The 18,463-nt window shown below is 72.8% G+C and carries 18 protein-coding genes; 14 read left to right on the plus strand and 4 right to left on the minus strand.

The genetic code is table 11. The annotated features are described in order from the left end of the window. Positions 1–20 precede the first annotated feature (20 nt). The 14 genes from GA0070604_RS00395 (at position 21) to GA0070604_RS00460 (ending at position 13,079) form a co-directional block, all read left to right on the plus strand. Positions 21–1,121, plus strand: a complete 1,101-nt coding sequence (locus GA0070604_RS00395; RefSeq protein ID WP_091112310.1) for a beta propeller repeat protein — start codon at positions 21–23, stop codon at positions 1,119–1,121. Positions 1,122–1,355: 234 nt separating this feature from the next. Further along, positions 1,356–3,947 (plus strand): ATP-dependent chaperone ClpB, encoded by a 2,592-nt coding sequence (gene clpB / locus GA0070604_RS00400; protein WP_091112314.1) that lies wholly within the window; start codon positions 1,356–1,358, stop codon positions 3,945–3,947. Positions 3,948–4,074: 127 nt separating this feature from the next. Beyond that, positions 4,075–4,452 carry a hypothetical protein gene (locus tag GA0070604_RS00405; protein WP_091112317.1) on the plus strand — a complete coding sequence of 126 codons (378 nt, stop codon included), beginning with the start codon at positions 4,075–4,077 and terminating at the stop codon, positions 4,450–4,452. 70 nt (positions 4,453–4,522) lie between these two features. Further along, positions 4,523–5,578, plus strand: coding sequence for a hypothetical protein (locus GA0070604_RS00410; protein WP_091112320.1), 1,056 nt, complete (start codon positions 4,523–4,525; stop codon positions 5,576–5,578). Between the two features lie 81 nt (positions 5,579–5,659). Continuing rightward, on the plus strand, positions 5,660–6,289 hold the full coding sequence (locus GA0070604_RS00415) for a DUF4178 domain-containing protein (protein WP_091112324.1): 630 nt from the start codon (positions 5,660–5,662) through the stop codon (positions 6,287–6,289). Positions 6,290–6,291: 2 nt separating this feature from the next. Then, a complete protein-coding gene (locus GA0070604_RS00420; protein ID WP_091112328.1) occupies positions 6,292–6,783 on the plus strand; it encodes a DUF2617 family protein in 492 nt (163 codons plus the stop codon). Further along, positions 6,780–7,205, plus strand: coding sequence for a DUF4247 domain-containing protein (locus tag GA0070604_RS00425; RefSeq protein WP_091112331.1), 426 nt, complete (start codon positions 6,780–6,782; stop codon positions 7,203–7,205). The genes GA0070604_RS00420 and GA0070604_RS00425 overlap by 4 nt, the downstream gene beginning before the upstream one ends. A gap of 30 nt (positions 7,206–7,235) precedes the next feature. Next, the gene (locus GA0070604_RS00430) at positions 7,236–7,658 is read left to right on the plus strand and encodes a DUF350 domain-containing protein (RefSeq protein WP_091112333.1); all 423 of its coding nucleotides are present in this window, start codon (positions 7,236–7,238) and stop codon (positions 7,656–7,658) included. A gap of 59 nt (positions 7,659–7,717) precedes the next feature. Then, a complete protein-coding gene (locus GA0070604_RS00435; protein WP_091126811.1) occupies positions 7,718–9,286 on the plus strand; it encodes a polyamine aminopropyltransferase in 1,569 nt (522 codons plus the stop codon). Between the two features lie 135 nt (positions 9,287–9,421). Beyond that, entirely contained in the window at positions 9,422–10,231 is an 810-nt protein-coding gene (locus tag GA0070604_RS00440; protein WP_091112337.1) for a hypothetical protein, read from the plus strand. Between the two features lie 72 nt (positions 10,232–10,303). Then, positions 10,304–11,131 (plus strand): hypothetical protein, encoded by an 828-nt coding sequence (locus GA0070604_RS00445; RefSeq protein ID WP_377592397.1) that lies wholly within the window; start codon positions 10,304–10,306, stop codon positions 11,129–11,131. Then, positions 11,128–11,937 (plus strand): SDR family NAD(P)-dependent oxidoreductase, encoded by an 810-nt coding sequence (locus GA0070604_RS00450; RefSeq protein WP_091112340.1) that lies wholly within the window; start codon positions 11,128–11,130, stop codon positions 11,935–11,937. Before GA0070604_RS00445 ends, GA0070604_RS00450 begins: the two co-directional genes overlap by 4 nt. 167 nt (positions 11,938–12,104) lie before the next feature. After that, positions 12,105–12,644, plus strand: coding sequence for an orotate phosphoribosyltransferase (gene pyrE / locus GA0070604_RS00455; protein WP_091112343.1), 540 nt, complete (start codon positions 12,105–12,107; stop codon positions 12,642–12,644). 57 nt (positions 12,645–12,701) lie between these two features. Beyond that, entirely contained in the window at positions 12,702–13,079 is a 378-nt protein-coding gene (locus GA0070604_RS00460) for an ArsR/SmtB family transcription factor (protein ID WP_007073957.1), read from the plus strand. Between the two features lie 184 nt (positions 13,080–13,263). Here the strand turns inward: GA0070604_RS00460 and GA0070604_RS00465 are convergent, their stop codons facing one another. The 4 genes from GA0070604_RS00465 to GA0070604_RS34075 all read right to left on the minus strand — a co-directional run bounded on the left by GA0070604_RS00465 (position 13,264) and on the right by GA0070604_RS34075 (position 18,460). After that, entirely contained in the window at positions 13,264–14,079 is an 816-nt protein-coding gene (locus GA0070604_RS00465; RefSeq protein WP_208601952.1) for a DedA family protein, read from the minus strand. A 49-nt stretch (positions 14,080–14,128) separates the two neighbouring features. Further along, positions 14,129–16,645 (minus strand): polynucleotide kinase-phosphatase, encoded by a 2,517-nt coding sequence (locus GA0070604_RS00470; protein ID WP_091112351.1) that lies wholly within the window; start codon positions 16,643–16,645, stop codon positions 14,129–14,131. Continuing rightward, on the minus strand, positions 16,642–18,096 hold the full coding sequence (locus GA0070604_RS00475) for a 3' terminal RNA ribose 2'-O-methyltransferase Hen1 (protein WP_091112355.1): 1,455 nt from the start codon (positions 18,094–18,096) through the stop codon (positions 16,642–16,644). The genes GA0070604_RS00470 and GA0070604_RS00475 overlap by 4 nt, the downstream gene beginning before the upstream one ends. A 133-nt stretch (positions 18,097–18,229) precedes the next feature. After that, complete coding sequence (locus GA0070604_RS34075) at positions 18,230–18,460, minus strand: LPXTG cell wall anchor domain-containing protein (RefSeq protein ID WP_091126812.1); 231 nt, start codon at positions 18,458–18,460, stop codon at positions 18,230–18,232. Between the last annotated feature and the right edge of the window lie 3 nt (positions 18,461–18,463).

Genomic DNA, 18,463 nt, shown 5'->3' on the forward strand with positions numbered 1-18,463 from the left:
TACCTTGCGTTGGAGGTGTGGTGAACCGGCGATCGGGCTGGGTGGCGGTGCTGTTGCTGACCGTACCGGTGCTGCTGGCCTGTTCGGTCGGGGATGTCCGGCGTCCGCCGCCGGACCGGACGTCCCCGTCGTCCGGAGCGGTCGCCACCGTTTCGGCCCGGCCGACGGCCGCCGACGTCCACGAGTCCCGCATTGTCCGGGTCGCCGTACCCGACCGGTACGATCCGCCGTTCATCGAGTTCGTCGACGCCGAGCAGGCGTACGCCCTCTTCGCCACCTGCGACGGCCGGCCACCCGGCCGGGACTGCCCGGCGTTGCTCTTCGCCACCCGGGACGGCGGGCGGTCCTGGCGGGCGGTGCCGCATCCCCGGCCGGTCGCGGAACACCACCAGCTCTTCGCCGCACCGGGCCTGCTGGTGCTGGCCGCCGAACCCTTCGCCTGGTACGCCTCGACCGACGGCGGCGTCACCTTCACCCACTACCCGGGGGACGCGCCGCCGCCGGTGCTAACCGGTGCCGGCGGCCGGTTCCAGGTGGCCGAGGACATCGGCAAGGTGGCGCGCTGGGACGGTCAACGGCTGCGCCCGCTGCCGGCCCAGCCCGACCTGCCGGCCGTGAACACGGTGCGCGAGGCGGGGGACCTGCTGGTGGCGGCCGGCGCGGCCGGCGGGCGGCCGTACGCCGCGATCTCGACCAACCAGGGGCGGAGCTGGCAGCGGAGCCCGGTGCCGGCACCCGACGGCGAGGTGGGGGTGCTGCGGGTGATGGTGGCGCCCGACGGCGAGGCCTGGTTGATCGGGGAGCGCCCGGACCGGACAGGTTTCCCGGCGCTCTGGATCTATCGGGGTAACTGGGAACTGGTGCGGGCCGCCGGCCACCCGGACGAGATGCGTTCGGTGGCCCCGGTCGGCGCCGGGCGGGTGGCGGTCACCGGACCGCACGGCGTGGGTGTGGTGGCGATCGGCCGGTACGAGCGGGTGAGCTGGCCGGTCGGCCCCGAGCATTACCTTGCCCTGCTCGATGACGGCACGCTTGTGGCCAGAGGTCCGGGCGAGGTCGTCCTCGCCGTCGGCCCGGTCGGTGCCCGTCAGTGGATCAGGGTGGCCCTGGTCGGCGACTGACGCCCGGCGGCCAGCTCTTGATCGACTCCGTGTGCGGGATGTGGTGGTCTCGACGGTGCTGCCAACCGCCGTTTGCGCGACATGGAGTGCACCACCGGAGTTCACGACCGCAGGTGAGTTTGACTGGCGCTGGAAGCAGTCGAAAGTGAGCTAGGTCACATCGCTGGAGTTGAGCGGAATAGACTCAACTCTGGTTGTGTCGGTTCCAGTGGACACGCCGATCCGGGGGAGCCCATGAACACGGAACGCCTCACCACCAAGAGCCGCGAGGCCATCACCGGTGCCGTCGCGCTGGCGAACCAGCGCGGTCACGCCACCGTGGAGCCCTGGCACCTGCTGCTGTCACTGCTGGACACCGAGGGATCGACCGCCGCGGGCCTGCTGCGCGCCGCCGGGGCCGACCCCGCCGAGCTGCGTCGGGTCGCCCAGCGCTCGGTCGACGCCCTGCCCGCCGCGCGCGGCTCCAGCATCGCCGAGCCGACCCTGGCCCGTGAGTTCGTCAACGCCATCGGCGCGGCCGAGCAGATCGCCCGGCCGCTGGGCGACGAGTACACCTCCACCGAGCACCTGCTCGCCGGGCTGGCCCGGGTGGGTGGCGCGGTCTCCGTCGCGCTGAAGAACGCCGGCGCCACCGAGGAGAACCTGGTCGCCGCCTTCCCGACCGTCCGCGGCGGGGACCGGCGGGTCACCACGGCCGACCCCGAGCAGACCTACCAGGCCCTCGCCAAGTACGGCGTGGACCTGACCGCCAGCGCCCGCGAGGGGAAGATCGACCCGGTCATCGGCCGGGACTCCGAGATCCGCCGGGTGATCCAGGTGCTGTCCCGGCGTACCAAGAACAACCCGGTGCTGATCGGCGAGCCGGGCGTCGGCAAGACCGCCATCGTCGAGGGCCTGGCCCAGCGGATCGTCGCCGGTGACGTGCCCGAGTCGCTGCGCGACAAGAAACTGGTCTCGCTCGACCTCGGCGCGATGGTGGCCGGCGCGCAGTACCGCGGCCAGTTCGAGGAGCGGCTGAAGTCGGTGCTGGAGGAGATCAAGAACTCCAACGGCCAGGTCATCACCTTCCTTGACGAGCTGCACACCGTCGTCGGCGCCGGCAAGGGCGAGGGCTCGATGGACGCCGGCAACATGCTCAAGCCGATGCTGGCCCGCGGCGAGCTGCGAATGGTCGGCGCGACCACCCTCGACGAATACCGCGAGCACATCGAGAAGGACCCGGCGCTGGAGCGCCGCTTCCAGCCGGTGGTGGTCGGCGAACCGACCATCGAGGACACCATCGGCATCCTGCGCGGCCTCAAGGAGCGTTACGAGGTGCACCACGGCGTACGGATCACCGACGCCGCGCTGGTCGCCGCCGCGGCCCTCTCCGACCGCTACATCACCGACCGGTTCCTGCCCGACAAGGCGATCGACCTGGTCGACGAGTCCGCGTCCCGGCTCCGGATGGAGATCGACTCCCGCCCGGTCGAGGTGGACGAGATCGAGCGGGCGGTGCGCCGGCTGGAGATCGAGGAGATGGCGCTGGCTAAGGAGCCGGACGCCGCCTCCGCCGAGCGGCTGGAGCGGCTGCGCCGGGAGCTGGCCGACAAGCGTGAGCAGCTCACCGCGCTCTCCGAGCGCTGGCAGCTGGAGAAGGGCCACATCACCAAGCTCTCCACGGCCAAGGAGGAGCTGGAGCGGCTCGGCGGCGAGGCCGAGCGGGCCGAGCGCGACGGCGAGCTGGAACGCGCCGCCGAGCTGCGGTACGGCCGTATCCCCGCACTCAAGGCCGAGCTGAAGCAGGCCGAGGAGGAGCTGGCGCGGCTCCAGGCCGACGGCGCGATGCTCAAGGAGGAGGTCGGCGCGGACGACATCGCCGCCGTGGTCGCCTCCTGGACCGGCATCCCCGCCGGCCGGCTGCTGGAGGGCGAGACGGCCAAGCTGCTCCGGATGGAGGAGTCCCTGGCCGCCCGCGTGGTCGGCCAGTCCGAGGCGGTCGCCGCGGTCTCCGACGCGGTCCGCCGCGCCCGGGCCGGCGTCGCCGACCCGGACCGCCCGACCGGCAGCTTCCTCTTCCTCGGCCCGACCGGCGTCGGCAAGACCGAGCTGGCCAAGGCGCTCGCCGAGTTCCTCTTCGACGACGAGCGGGCCATGGTCCGCATCGACATGAGCGAGTACGGCGAGAAGCACTCGGTGGCCCGCCTGGTCGGCGCCCCGCCCGGCTACGTCGGCTACGAGGAGGGCGGCCAGCTCACCGAGGCGGTGCGCCGCCGGCCGTACTCGGTGGTGTTGCTGGACGAGGTGGAGAAGGCCCACCCGGACGTCTTCGACGTGCTGCTCCAGGTGCTCGACGACGGCCGGCTCACCGACGGTCAGGGCCGTACGGTGGACTTCCGCAACGCGATCCTGATCCTCACCTCGAACCTGGGCTCGTCGATGACCAGCGAGCTGACGCTGACCGAGGAGCAGCGCCGGGAGGGCGTCCTCGCGGCGGTCCGGTCGCATTTCAAGCCGGAGTTCCTCAACCGCCTCGACGACATCGTGGTCTTCGCCGCCCTCCTGGGCGAGGACCTGCGGGCCATCGTCGACATCCAGCTCGACCGGATGCGGAAGCGACTCGCCGACCGCCGGTTGGCGCTGGTGATCAGCGACTCCGCCCGGGCGTGGCTCGCCGAGCACGGATACGACCCGATCTACGGTGCCCGCCCGCTGCGGCGGCTGGTGCAGTCGGCGATCGGCGACCAGCTCGCCAAGGCCCTGCTCGCCGGCCAGATCCGCGACGGCGACACGGTCCGGGTGGACCTGGCCGACAGCAAGGAAGCGCTCACCGTCACCGCGGCCTGACCAACTCCCGTCACCCGGCCGGATCCGCACCGGCGGATCCGGCCGGACCCGTCACGCAGGACCGTTCTCTGCGCGAACCCCTCGATCGACAGGTATCGGGGCGACGCCGGTGGGGAAACAATGGGGCATGGCGGAGATCGGGAAGTGGGAGCGGCAGTTGGACGCGGACGTCCGGGAGATGGCGAAGGCGGACACGCTCGCCTTCGGCGGGGTGGGGATCGTCGGGACGCTGCTGCCCGCGACGGAGGCGTACCACCGGGTGGAGCGGGCGCTGGACGAGCACCCGGCGGAGGCCCGGCAGCAGGTCGACTGGTTGCTTGAGCACGGCTCACCCGCCGGAAAGGCGTACGCTGCCGCGTTGCTGGGCACCGTCGACCGGGCGGTCGGTCGGGCGGCCTGGCGCCGGCTGCGCGCCGACGGCGGGGAACTCACCACGTTCACCGGCTGCCTGATGGACCAGACCACGCTGGGCGCGTACGCCGCGGAGCGGCTCGCCGACGAGTGATCCCACTTGGCATGGTGGTCGATCCGTTCGACTCTGCCGGCGGTGGCGGGCAGCCCGTACCTTGCCAGCCATGACCTCCCCCGCCGTCGCCGCCCGGCCTGCCCGGCCCGCCGTCGTCACGGTCGCCTTCTGGTTGCAGATCGCGACCGTCGCCGTCCTGCTCGTCCTGGTCGGCATCGTGGTCTTCGCGGCGGTGCGCTACAACGCCCAGATCGACGAGGCGGTGCGGCGGGTCCCCGACGCCGATCCGGCGGAGGTGTCGGGCGAGCGCTCGGGCAACGTCTTCACGGCGGGGACCCTCGGCGCCCCCGCGCTGCTGCTGGCGGCCTGGCTCGCCGCCACCGCGTTGCCCCTGCGCGGTGGCAGCAATCCCGCCCGGATCCTGGTCTTCGTCGCCGCCGGGGCGCAACTGCTGCTCTGTTTCGTGCAGAGCTGCGGCGGCCTGCTGGTGATCCCGCTCATGCTGGGACTGGGCGGTCCCGACTACGACCCCGCCCTGGACCCCGAGTTCGACGGCACCGACTGGGAGCAGTCGAAGTTCCTCGACGCCCTCTACGACCAAGGAGATCCGGAGGCGTTCTTCGCGATCGGCGGTATCGGACTGGCGCTGGTGCTGGCGCTCACCCTGGCGGTCGTGGTGCTGCTGCTGGTCCCGGAATCGGGCCGCTGGTTCCGTCCGGCGTCGTCGGCCCCCGTGCCGCCCGTGCCCTACGGCTACTGGCCGGGCCACCCGGCCGCCTACCCGTCGGGCTATCCCGCGGCGGCATACCCGCCGGGCCACCCCGCCGCCGCATATCCGCCGGGTTATCCCGTGGCGGGCTATCCGCTCTGCCCTGATCCGGCCCTGCACCTGGCCCAGCCGCCCGCCGGCCCGTGGACGCCCGCCCACCCGCCCGCCGGCCCGTGGACGCCCGCCCAGCCGCCCGCCGGCCCGTGGGCACCCGCCCAGCCGCCCGCCGGGCCGTGGGCGGCCGCGCCGGGCGCCGGCCCAGCGGGCCCGACGCCGGGCGGCGGTCCGTCCGTGGAGCCGGCCAGGGACGATGCCGGCCAGCCGGGCGGGAACGACGCCGCCCCGGACGCCACCGGGCCGTCCACCGACCCGGGTTCCGGTACGCCCGGTAGCTGACCGTTGACTCAGCGGAGGAGTTGTTCGGCGAGGTGACCCGGGTTGTTACCGTCTCCGCCGACGCACGTGGGGAGGCGGCCTGTGAACAGTTCGATGGCATATCTGGTGGCGGCGCTGGGGTGCCTGGTCGCGGTGGGCGGTGTGGTGATCGCCGTGGTGGCGCTGCGCAAGGCCCGCTCCGGGCCACGCCCGCAGCCTGCCGGTGACCCGTTCCGGGACCGGGACGCCGACGTCCTGCGCGGCGACCCGCGCCGGCTCAAGCCCGGCGACATCGTGGAGATCCGCCAGGTCCCGTACACCGTCCGCGGCTCGGTGCACCTGGTCGAGGGTGGCTGGAGCTGGGCCGAGCACCTGCTTGACGACGCGGGTGGGGTCAAGCGCTGGCTCTCCGTCGAGGAGGACCCGGACCTGGAGTTGGTGCTCTGGACCGGCGAGCCGTCCGCGACCGTCACCCCGGGCGCACCCACTCTGGACGTCGCCGGCCGCCAGTACACCTGGGACGAGTCCGGCCAGGCGCGCTACACCGCCACCGAGGGCACCGGCCTCGACCCGCGCGGCACCATGCGCTACCACGACTACCAGGCTCCCGGCGGGGCCCGGCTCTCCTTCGAGGCGTACGGGGAGGCCGGCTGGGAGGTGGCGCTCGGCGAGAAGCTGCTCCGCGCCGAGGTGATGATCTACCCGCAGGGCGGCCCGGAGCAGGTGTCCTGAGCGTGTTGGTCGTCCTGGACGCCCCGTACATCGACACGCGCGCCGCCGACCTGAGCCTCGCCCTCGACAGCCCCGAACGCCCGGCCCTGCACGTTCGGGAGCTGGCCCTGCCCGGCGGTGTCCGGCTGCGGCTGCGCCTGCTCGGCGCCTCGCACCAGGTGGTCTGCGGAGACGTCACCGAGACTGTCGCCTGCCTGCCGGGCCACCCGCCACACCTGCCCCGCACCCTGCACGACGAGAGCGTCGGCTACCGGTTCACCGCCACGGTGCTCCGGCCGGACGGCGACGGCCTGCGTACCCGGGTCGCCGCGCTCCGCGCCGAACTGGCCGACGACCCGTACGCGCTGGTCGGCGTCTTTCCCGGCGACGCGGACGCGATCACCGCGCTCTCCGTACGCCCCGACCCGCCGGACGGCTCGGTGGCCTGGCGCACCTGGCACGCGTATCCCCAGACCAACGAACTGGTCCTGACCGAGACGGTGGTGGCGCGATGACGTACCGACGCTGGTTCGTGGTGGGGTTGGCCGTCGCCGTGGTCGGCGTGCTGATCGCGGCCTTCGCCATCTTCTACGGAAACTTCTCCCCGCGCGGTTACGTCCAGGACCGCTACACCCGGGCGGCCAGCCGGGACGTCGGCCGAGACGCCCTGGCCTACACCTCGACGCGTACGCCGAATCAGGTCGCCAAGGAGATCACCGACGCCTGGAAGCCCGCCGACCGGTACGTCGACGGCAGCGGGGTCTACCTGCGCTACGACGACGACTCGGTGGTGATCCTGCCGATCGCGGCCGGCTCGCTGATCCTGCTCGAACGGATGACCACCGCGTACCCCCGCTACCACAGCGTCGTCGGCAACAGCTGGGGCTGGGGCCGTGGTAGCACCGTCCGGGGCGGCGGCCCCGGCGCTGGGAAGTAGCCCGTCCGACCCCTCACCCTGGAGTTCCCTGTGCGGCACCTTGTCACCGATCTGCTGGTCACCCTCGCCTACGGTGTGGTCGGCGTCATCCTGATGGGCATCGGCTACCTTCTGGTCGACCTGGCCACCCCGGGCCGGCTCAACCAGCTCATCTGGACCGAGCGCAACCGCAACGCGGCACTGCTGCTCGTCTCCAACCTGGCCGGGGTCGGCGTCATCGTGGTCGCCGCGATCGTCGCCAGCGCCGACGACTTCGTGCTCGGCCTGGTCGGCGCGGCCGCGTACGGGATCCTCGGTCTGGTCATCATGGCGGCCGCCTTCGTGCTGCTGGACGTGGCCACCCCCGGCAAGCTCGGCGAGCTGCTGGTCGACGCCGAGCCGCACCCGGCGGTCTGGGTCTCCGCCATCGTGCACCTGGCCACCGGCGCGATCATCGCCGCCGCGATCATCTGATGCCCGGCGGCGAGCAGGCGGTCGGGCCCGCGCCCGAGCCGACGTACCCGGGAGAGGGCGTGACCACCGACGTGCCGGCGCGGCCGGGCTGGCGGCCGGCCCGCGCGGCGGTACTGCTCGCGGTCTTCGTCTGCGCGGCCTGCGGCCTGGTGTACGAGCTGGCGCTGGTCGCCCTGGGCAGCTACCTGATCGGGGACGCGGTCGGCCAGGCGTCGATCGTGCTCGGGGTGATGGTCTTCGCGATGGGCGTCGGTGCGCTCGTCGCCAAGCCGTTGCAGTCCCGGGCCGCCGCCGCGTTCGCCGCGATCGAGCTGGCCCTGGCCCTGCTCGGCGGGCTGTCCGTGCTCGGTCTCTACGCCGCCTTCGCCTGGCTCGACCTGTACGGGCCGGCGCTGGTCGGCACCGCGTTCGTGCTCGGCCTGCTGATCGGCGCGGAGATCCCGCTGCTGATGGTGCTGCTGCAACGCATCCGCGCGCAGTCGGCCGGCGACGCGGTGGCCGACCTGTTCGCCGCCGACTACGTCGGCGCGCTGCTCGGCGGGCTGGCCTTCCCGTTCCTGCTGATGCCGGTCTTCGGCCAGCTCAAGGGTGCGCTGGTGGTCGGCGCGGTGAACGCCGTCGCCGGCCTCGCGCTGGTCTGCACCGTGTTCCGGGCCGACCTCGGCCGCCGGGCGCGGCTCGCGCTGGGCGCCGGCTCCGTGGTGGTCGCCCTCTGCCTCGGGTACGCCTGGATCACCGCCGCCGACTTCGAGGTGACCGCGCGGCAGCAGCTCTACCGCGACCCGGTGGTGCACGCCGAACGCAGCCGCTACCAGGAGATCGTGTTGACCCGGTCGGTGCGGGAGATCGGCCATTCCGACACCGACCTGCGGCTCTTCCTCAACGGCGACCTCCAGTTCAGTTCCGTCGACGAGTACCGCTACCACGAGTCGCTGGTGCATCCGGCGATGCGGGGCCCGCGCGGCGAGGTGCTGCTGCTCGGCGCCGGTGACGGGCTGGCGCTTCGGGAGATCCTCAAGTACCCGGACGTGCGCCGGGTGACCCTGGTCGACCTCGACCCGGCGGTGGTGCGGCTGGCGACCAGCGAGCCGCAGCTACGCGAACTCAACCACCACTCGCTCGCCGACCCCCGGGTCCGGGTGCTCAACCTGGACGCGTTCGGCTGGCTGCGTACCGCCACGGAACGCTTCGACGTGGTGATCGCCGACCTGCCCGACCCGGACGAGACGGCCACCGCCAAGCTCTACACGATCGAGTTCTACGCGCTGGTCCGCTCGGTGCTCGGCGAGGGCGGGCGGCTGGTGGTGCAGTCCGGTTCGCCGTACTTCGCGCCCCGGGCGTACTGGTCGATCGAGCGGTCGGTACGCGAGGCCGGCTTCGCCACCGTGCCGTACCACGTGGACGTGCCGAGCTTCGGCGACTGGGGGTTCGTGCTCGCCGCGCCCGGTGTCAGCGCGCCGCCGCTGGAACTGCCCGCCGACGCCCCGCCGCTGCGCTTCCTCACCCCGCCGGTGCTGGCCGCGGCGGCCAGCTTTCCCGCCGACCGGGCCCGGCTGGACGTGCCAGCCTCCACGTTGTTGCAGCCCAGGGTGCTGGAGTATGCCCGCGCGGAGTGGCGCGGGTACTGACCGGACCGGCAGAGTGTCCACGTGTTCTACGACGGTGTGACTCTCCGTCGGGCCGCGCGGCGGGTCCGGTTCTCGTGCCGTGCCCACCTCGTCCGCGCTGGCTACGGTGGTCGTGTGATCTAGGGAAGGAGAATCATGGTCGATACCTCGGGAGGGCCGCCGCCCCGCGTCCGTCCGGGCGTGGTGACGGCCTCCAGTTGGCTGCTCATCGTCGTCGCCGCCACCCAGGTGGTGAATCTGATCCTGACGTTGTCCACCATCGGCACGCTTCGGGAAGCGCTGCGAGAGGCATACCGGGGCACCAGCGCCGAGCCGGCGGCTGATTTCGCCGCCGGGATCGCGATCGCCGGGGGTGTCATCTCCCTGCTGATCGCGATCGGGCTCGTCGTCCTCGCCCTGCTCAACAACCAGGGGAAGAACGGCTCCCGGATCACCACCTGGGTGCTGGGCGGCATCCTGTTCTGCTGCATGGGCTTCGGCCTGGTGGGCAACGCGAGCGGCGGGCTGGCGAACGGCAGTTCGACCAGCGGCGACCTGCCGAGCAGCCAGGAGGTCCAGCGCCGGTTGGAGGAGGCGCTGCCGTCCTGGTACGGCCCGCTCACCACCGCGATCAGCGTGCTGGCCCTGCTGTCCGTGCTGACCGCCCTGATCCTGCTGGCCCTGCCGAAGTCGAACGAGTTCTTCCGCAAGCCGCAGCCGGTTTGGGAGCCCCCGGTGCCCGGCGCCGCCTACCCGGGCTACCCGCCGGCGCCCGGCTATCCACAGACTCCGGGCTACCCGCAGACCCCGGGCCAGCCGCCGGCTCCCGGCTACCCGCCGGCCGGCGGTCAGCCGGGTCAGCCCGGTCAGCCGGGTCAGCCGGGTCAGCCCGGTCAGCCCGGTCAGCCGGGGCAGCCGGGGCAGCCGGGACCCGGCGGGCATCCCGAGCCGCCCTCGGGAAGTTGACGCTCCGATAACAGCGACGCCGACGATCCCTCCGAGTAGGTTGCAAGCCGACGCCTACCGGAGGGATCTGTCGTGTCGTATCCCGTTCAGGCACCGCCCCGCCGCCCGGGGGCGGTCGTCTCGGCAGCGGCGGTGCTGCTGCTGATGGCGGCCGGCGCCGTGGCGTACGCGGTCGCCAACCTGCTCATCACGGGTGGCACGGTGGACCGGTTCCGCGCGGCGGCGTCCGGGACCGGAGCCGACGGCGGCGAGATCGACACCGTCGTGTCACTGCTGCGCGCCTCCACCACGCTGGCGGCCGTGCTCGGCGTGCTCATCGCGCTGGTGCTCGTCGGGCTCGCCCTCGGCCTGCTCTCCGGCCGCTCCGGCGCCCGCACGACCACCTGGGTCGTCTCGGGGCTGGGCCTGTTCTGCGGCTGCTGCGGCCTGGCGATACTGGTCGGTCAGCGGGCCGCCCCGCTGCGTCTCGGCGCCGACGAGCAGGTCACCGCCGATCTGCTCGCCCTCGTCGGCGAGGCGTACCCGGCCTGGTGGATTCCGCTGAACGCGGCCGTGTCGGTGGCGCAGCTCCTCGGGTACGTGGTGGTCGCCGCGCTGCTGGCCCTCCCCGCGGCCGGTGCGTTCTTCCGTCGCCCCGCGCCCGCCGCGCCGCCCTCCGGCCCGATGCCTCCGGCCGGCCCGATGCCTCCGGCCGGTCCCATGCCTCCGGCCGGGCCGACCAACGTCGGAGCCGGTCCGGGCTACGGTCCGTCGGCTGCCGCCTCGGCCCCGCCGTCCTACGGCCCGCCGTCGGGCGCCACTCCGCCGGCCTACGGGTCCCCGTCGCCCTGGGCGGCCCCGCCCGGGTCGCCGGGCACCCTTCCGCCCACGTCGACCCCACCCCAGGAGGACCGGCCGTGACCGATGCGACCCGATCCGCCCCGCACCGCGCGTTGATCACCGGTGCCAGCCTCGGCATCGGCGAGGCGTTCGCCCGTCGGCTCGCCGCGGACGGGTGGGACCTGGTCCTGGTGGCCCGGGATGCCGGCCGGCTCGACGCCACCGCCGCCGAACTGGACGCCCGGTACGGCTGCCGGGTCGAGAGCATCGCCGCCGATCTGTCCACCGAAGACGGCTGCGCCACGGTGGAGCGCCGGCTCGTCGCCGATCCGCCGATCGGCCTGCTGGTGAACAACGCCGGGACCAGCCTCAACACTCCGTTCGTCCGGTCGACCGTCGAGGATGAGGCCCGGCTGATCCGGCTGAACGTGCTGGCGGTGCTGCGACTGACCCATGCGGCGCTCGAACCGATGATTCGGCGAGGCAACGGGGCAGTGATAAATGTCTCTTCCGTTGCAGGTTTCGGCGTGCCGATGCCGGGTTCGACCTACTCGGCCAGCAAGGCGTGGGTCACGAATTTCAGTGAGTCGATCGGCCAATCGGTGGCGCCGCTGGGGGTGCGGGTGATGGCCCTGTGCCCCGGCTACACCCGTACCGGCTACCACGAGCGCGCCGGCATCGACATGTCGCGTACGCCGGCCTGGATGTGGCTGCGGGCCGACGACGTGGTCGACGAAGGGCTGCGTGACCTGCGAAAAGGCAAACTGGTCAGCGTGCCGAGCTGGAAGTACAAGGTGGCCGTCGCGGGTCTGCGGCACGCGCCCCGACGGCTGCTGCGCGGCGTCTCCCGGGACACCAGGGGGCGGGTCGCGGGCGACGCCGACTGACCCCGGGGCGGGTCGGATGTGCTTCGCGGCAACGGTGTCGGCCGGCGCGACCCGGGTGGACGGTCGCACAGCGTAGTCGGATATAGCCACCCTTCGGTCGCCCGCAGGGTTGACCCACGGCGGACCCGACACACACCTCCCAGAGTTGCGCAGTACCCTCTATCGCCATGGGGGACCACGACGACCTGCGTAAATTCATCACCGACCTGGCTGTGGTCCACGGACGCGTGGTGCTCTCATCGGGCCGTGAGGCGGACTGGTACGTCGACCTGCGTCGCGTCACGCTCCATCACCGGGCGGCGCCGTTGGTCGGCCGGGTGATGTGTGACCTCACCGCCGACTGGGCACACGACGCGGTCGGTGGACTGACCCTCGGGGCCGATCCCGTCGCGGCGGCGATGCTGCACGCGTCGGCCGAGACCGACCGGCCGCTGGACGCGTTCGTGGTCCGCAAGGCGGGTAAGGCGCACGGTCTCCAGCGGCGTATCGAGGGGCCGGACGTGGCAGGTCGCCGGGTCCTGGCGGTCGAGGACACCTCGACCACCGGCGGCAGTGTGTTGGCCGCGGTCGAGGCGTTGCGTGAGGCCGGGGCCGACGTGGTCGGAGTGGCGGTTATTGTTGATCGAGGCGCCGGCGACGCGGTGCGAGCCGCCGGCCTGCCGTATCGGGCAGCCTATACGTTGGCTGACCTCGGCCTTGTGGCGTAAAAGTTTGCCGATTCGGATCTGCTGATATGCAGGCGGATCGATGCTGCTGGTGGAAGGATGGAATACGTGGGAACTGCGTTGGCTGAAATGACCATGCCTCAGATCTCGCCGCTCGCCGGCGAGCCAATCGAACGGGCCGATGCCGAGCGGCTCGCGGGGGTGCTGAAGGCCCTCGCCGACCCCGCCCGGCTGCGGCTGCTCAGCCTGATCCAGTCGGCACCCGAGGGAGAGGCGTGCGTGTGTGACCTCACCGCACCGCTCGGCCTTTCCCAGCCGACGGTCAGTCACCACCTGCGCATCCTCACCGAGGCCGGCTTGCTGGAGCGGGAGAAGCGCGGTGTCTGGGCGTACTACCGGCTGGTGCCGACCGCGATCGCCACGATCGCGGACCTGCTCACCCCGCCGCGAAAGCGGGCCACCAAGAAGGCCCGCTGAAACCGGACGCGCCCGAGGTCCGGTTGGCTGACGGGTGGCGTACCAGGGGTGGCGCCACCACTGGACGGTGACGGCTGTCCGTCATCCGTGCCATCCGTAGATCGAAAAGCCGTTGCTGATGGCCGGTCCCACATCAGGGGACCGGCCATCAGCGCTGTCGGTAGAGGCCCGTACGGGCCCTGAATCAGCGGCGGTGCTGGCCGCGCCGGCCGCGCCGCGGGTCGTCGTCGTCCCCGGACTCCCGCCGGATCGCCTCGGCGGTGCCGGCCGCGCTGGCCGCGGCGACCACCGTGACCGCCTCGCCGCGCTTGCGCGCGCGCCGGTCACGGAGGAACTCGAAGAAGATCGGCAGTACCGAAATCACGACGATCAGGGCGACCACCGGCAGGATGTACCGGTCGATCTTGTCGCCGATCGCGTTGTAGATCTGGTCGGCGAGCAGGTAACCGACCAGCAGGATGCCGTCCACCCAGAGGATCGCGCCGACCACGTTCCAGATAAAGAACTGCCGGGCCGGCATGCCGAGCACGCCGGCCACCGGGTTGAGGAAGGTCCGCACGATCGGAATGAAGCGGGCCAGCACGACCGCCTTCGCCGGGCCGAACTTCTGGAAGTAGTACTCGGCCTTCTCCACGTACTCCCGCTTGAACAGGCGGGAGTTGGGCTTGTCGAACATCTGCCGGCCGTACCGGGCGCCGAGCCAGTGGCCGAGCTGGGCACCGGCGATCGCGCAGAGCGGCCCGCCGATCAGCAGCGCGATCAGGTTCAGCCGGGTGCCGGCGCCGAAGATCGCGTCCGCCACCGGCGAGGCGGCCACCCCCGCCAGGAAGAGCAGCGAGTCACCGGGGAAGAAGAAGCCGACCAGCAGGCCGGTCTCGGCGAAGAGGATCGCCCAGACACCGAACAACCCGAAGGTGTGGATCAGGTCCTTCGGGTCGAGCGGGTTCAGGGCGACACTCTCGGAGAGCAGCCGGGTCTTCTCTGCTGTGTCCACGGCCACAAAGGGTACCCGGGTCCGGTCCGGCGCCACGCCGGACCGGACGTACCGGTCACAGCCGGGGGTCGACCGGCTCGGACTCGCAGGCCAGGATCGCGAAAACCAGCTCGTGCCGTCGCCAGAGCGGGGCGTCCTCGGCAAGCGCGTCCAGGGCGGCCAGGCCGAGGCCGTGCTCGCTCAGGGCCAGCCCGCGCTTGCGGCCCAGTGAGCGCTTACGCAGCGCGGCGAGCTGCCCCGGTTCGGTGTACCCGGGACCGTAGATGATCCGCAGGTACTCCCGGCCCCGGCACTTGATACCCGGCTGGAGCAGCGACCCCTTCGGTGACCGGGCGGCGAGCCCGGCGTACGGCTTGACCACCATGCCCTCGCCGCCGGCCGCGGTGAGCGCCAGCCACCACTCGGTCGCCGCCGCCACCGCCGCCTCGTCGGCCAGGTCGACCACCTGCCGGCGGGTCGGCGTGAAGAACTCCGGGTCCGCCGCGCACAGCCGGTCGGCCAGGCCCAGGTGCCAGCCGTGGTCCCGGTCGGCGTAGCTCACCCCGGCCCCGGCCAGCACGGCGAACGGGGCGAGAGTCACCCCGCGTAGCCCTTCGGTCGGCCCGACGTACGACCGGTACGCCACCGAGTACGCCTCGATCTCGGCGCCCCGGTCGGCCAGCCGGTCGCGCAGCTCCCCGACCGGCAGTCCCCGGCCGGCGGCGGCCTCCAGCGTGGCGAGCGCCGCCGGCAGGGCGGCCCGGCCGGCGGCGCCCACCCCGGCGTACTGCTCGCGGATCAGGCTGCCCGCCTTCGCCGACCAGGGCAGCAGCTCGCAGTCGAGCAGCAGCCAGTCGGTGTCCAGCTCGGCCCAGAGCCCGGCCGCGCCGATCGCGGCGCGGACCCGGGCCAGCAGCTCGTCGTCGAGCGGCGGGCCGAAGAACGGCCGGCCGGTACGCGTGTGCGCCACCCCGCCGCCGAACCGTCCTGGCTCCCGCTCCACCAGCACCACGGCCCGCGAGCCCATGTGTTTCTCCTCGCAGACCACCCGCTCGACACCGGCCGAGCGGTAGTCCGCGAACGCCTGCGCCGGGTGCTCCAGGAACCCGTCGACGGTCGACGTCGAGCAGGGCGCCATGGTCGGCGGCAGCCAGACCAGCCGGCCCGGGTCGACCGCGTACCGGCTCATCACCTCCAGCGCGGCGGCGGCGTTCTCGGCGGGCACGGTCAACGTCCCGTACGCGTGGCTGAGGTGCCGCCGCCCGGTGACGTCGGCCAGGTCCAGCACCGTGTCCGGGCGGGTCGGCGTGGGCGCGACCAGCGGGCGGGCCGGGGCGTACCACTCCTTCACCGCCGGGACGGAGACCAGCTCCTTCTCCGGGTAGCGCAGCGCGGTGAGCCGGCCGCCGAAGACGCAGCCGGTGTCGACACAGATGGTGTTGTTCACCCACTCCGGCTCGGGGGTGGGGGTGTGCCCGTACACGACCATGGCCGAGCCCCGGTAGTCGCGGGCCCACGGGTAACGCACCGGCAGGCCGTACTCGTCGGTCTCGCCGGTGGTCTCCCCGTAGAGCGCGAAGGCGCGGACCCGGCCGGACGCCCGGCCCTGGTACGCCTCCTTGAGGCCGGCGTGCGCGACCACCAGCCGGCCGCCGTCCAGCACGTAGTGGCTGACCAGGCCGTCGACGAAGGTCGCCACGTCCGCGACGAACTCCGCCGGCTCCGACTCAAGCTGGGCCATCGTCTCGGCCAGGCCGTGGGTGAGCCGCACGTCCCGGCCGCGCAGCTTGCGCAGCAGCTTCTGCTCGTGGTTGCCGGGCACGCAGATCGCGTGGCCGGCCGCCACCATGCCCATCACCAGGCGGAGCACGCCGGGGGAGTCCGGGCCGCGGTCCACCAGGTCACCCACGAAGACCGGGGTACGCCCGGCGGGGTGCACCGCGTCCACCGGGCGGCCCGCGTCGTCGTGGCGCAGCGCGTAGCCCAGCCGGAGTAGCAGCGCCTCCAGCTCCTCCCGGCAGCCGTGCACGTCGCCGACGATGTCGAACGGCCCGGTCAGCTCGCGCCGGTCGTTGAAGAGCTTCTCGTAGCGGATCTCGGCGGCGTCGATCTCGTCGACCCCGCGCAGCACGTGCACCTTGCGGAAGCCCTCCCGGGCCAGCCGCCCGTACGACTGCCGCAGGTCCCGCTGCATCCGGGCGAGCACCTGCCGGCCGTGCGTCCGGTCGGCCCGACCCTGCGTACGCTCCCAGGCCAGCGCCTCCGGCACGTCCAGCACGATCGCCACCGGCAGCACGTCGTGTTCGCGGGCCACCCGTACCAGGGCGGCCCGGGCGTGCGGCTGGAGGTTGGTCGCGTCGACCACGGTGAGTCGGCCCCGGCGCAGCCGCAGCCCGGCGACGTGGTGCAGCGCGTCGAACGCGTCGCCGGAGGCGGATTGGTCGTTCTCGTCGTCCGCCACCATGCCCCGGAAGGTGTCCGAGGAGAGCACCTGAGTGGGCGCGAAGTGCCGACGGGCGAAGGTCGACTTGCCGGAGCCGGAGACGCCGACCAGCGCCACCAGGGCCAGCTCGGGAATGTCCAGGACGGTCATGCGCTGATCTCCTCCTTCCGGGCCGAATCTTCCGTTCTGGTGAACACCGCGAGCTGTGTGGGGCTGCCCACCTCGGGATCGTCGTCGCCGACCCCGGCAAGGGTGGCGGTGTAGCCGTGGGCCGCCGCCACCCGGTCGACCCAGGCGGGGAACTCGGCCCGGGTCCATTCGAACCGGTGGTCGGCGTGCCGGAACCGGCCCGTGCCCAGCCCCTCGTACCGGACGTTGTACTCGGCGTTCGGGGTGGTCACCACGACCGTTCCCGGCCGGGCATGCCCGAAGACCGCGTCCTCCAGCGCCGGCAGGCGCGGCGGGTCGACGTGCTCGATCACCTCCATCAGCACCGCCGCGTCGTATCCGCGCAGCCGGTCGTCCCGGTAGGTCAGCGCCGACTGCCACAGCTTGATCCGGTCCCGCTGCCGCTCCGGCAACCGGTCCAGCCGCAGCCGCCGAGCGGCCAGGGCGAGTGCCTGACTGGACACGTCGGTGCCGACGATCTCGGTGAACCGCCGGTCGGCGACCAGCGCGGTGAGCAGCGCCCCGCCACCACAGCCCAGGTCCAGCACCCGGGACGCCCCCGTGTCGCGCAGCGCGGCCAGCACCGCCTCCCGCCGGCGTACGGCCAGTGAGGCGCGCTTACCGTCCGTCTCCTCCGTCGAGCCCACCGGCTCCACGCTGTCGTCGACAGGTGCCTCGTCGGCCAGCCGCAGTTCGGCCAGGCGGGCCAGCGCCTCCCCGGCGAGGGCCCGGCGGTGCGCCAGGTAGCGGCGCGTGATCAGGGACCGTTCCGGGTGGTCGGCCAGCCAGCCGGCCCCGGCCCGGAGCAGCTTGTCCACCTCGTCCGGCGCCACCCAGTAGTGCTTGGCGTCGTCCAGCACGGGCAGCAGCACGTACAGGTGGTTGAGCGCGTCGGCGACCCGCAGCGTGCCGGTGAGCGTCAGGTCGACGTAGCGGCTGTCGCCCCACTCCGGGTACGCCTCGTCGAGCGGGATCGGGGTGGCGGTCACCGCCCAGCCGAGCGGGGCGAAGACCCGTACGGCCAGCTCGGCACCGCCCCGGCAGCGCAGCACCGGCACCCGTACCGCCAGCGGGATCGGGGTGGCGGCCAACTCCGGTCGGTCGCGGGACTCGCCGCGCAGCGCCGACCGGAACACCTTGGCGAGCGCCGAGGAGAGCAGGCTGGACGCGGCGTACGGGCGGTCGTTGACGTACTGCCCGAGGATGAAGCTGTCCGGGGTGGCCGCCTGCCTGCGGCCCCGGCCGCTGCCCAGCTTGAGCGGCTCGATCTCGACCAGCAGTGCCGCCGTGCACCGCTGCTCGTCCGCCTCGGGGTAGAGCACGTGCGCGGTGCCCGCTGGCAGGTCGAAGCTCTGCACGCGGTCCGGGTGCTTGACGAGGAGGTGGCCGAGGTCGGTCGCGGGGCGGTGGGTCGTGGTCAGGGTCAGCAGCACCCGTCGATGGTGTCAGTTGCGTCGATCATGCGTCGTCCGGTTTTCCCAGCGGGACGGCATGACGTCGCGCAACGGCGACGCCCCGCCGACCGGTGCCGGTCGGCGGGGCGTCGGGTGGTGCTGTTGTTACCGGTCAGGCGACGAACCGGGTCTTGCGACGGCGGGCGATCACGTAGCCGCCCACGCCCGCCGCCAGCAGCAGCGCGCCGATCCCGGCGATCAGCCCGGTGGCGGTACCGGTGATCGGCAGCGAGGTCGGCTCCGTTTTGGCCGGTGACCTCGACCCGCATAAGCCGCTCCGCTGTCCCGGTTGCCCGGTCGGTGCGCCGGACCGGATGGAAGGCTGATCGACCGGTCGTGCAATCTT

The sequence above is a fragment of the Micromonospora eburnea genome (assembly GCF_900090225.1).
Classification (GTDB): Bacteria; Actinomycetota; Actinomycetes; order Mycobacteriales; family Micromonosporaceae; genus Micromonospora; species Micromonospora eburnea.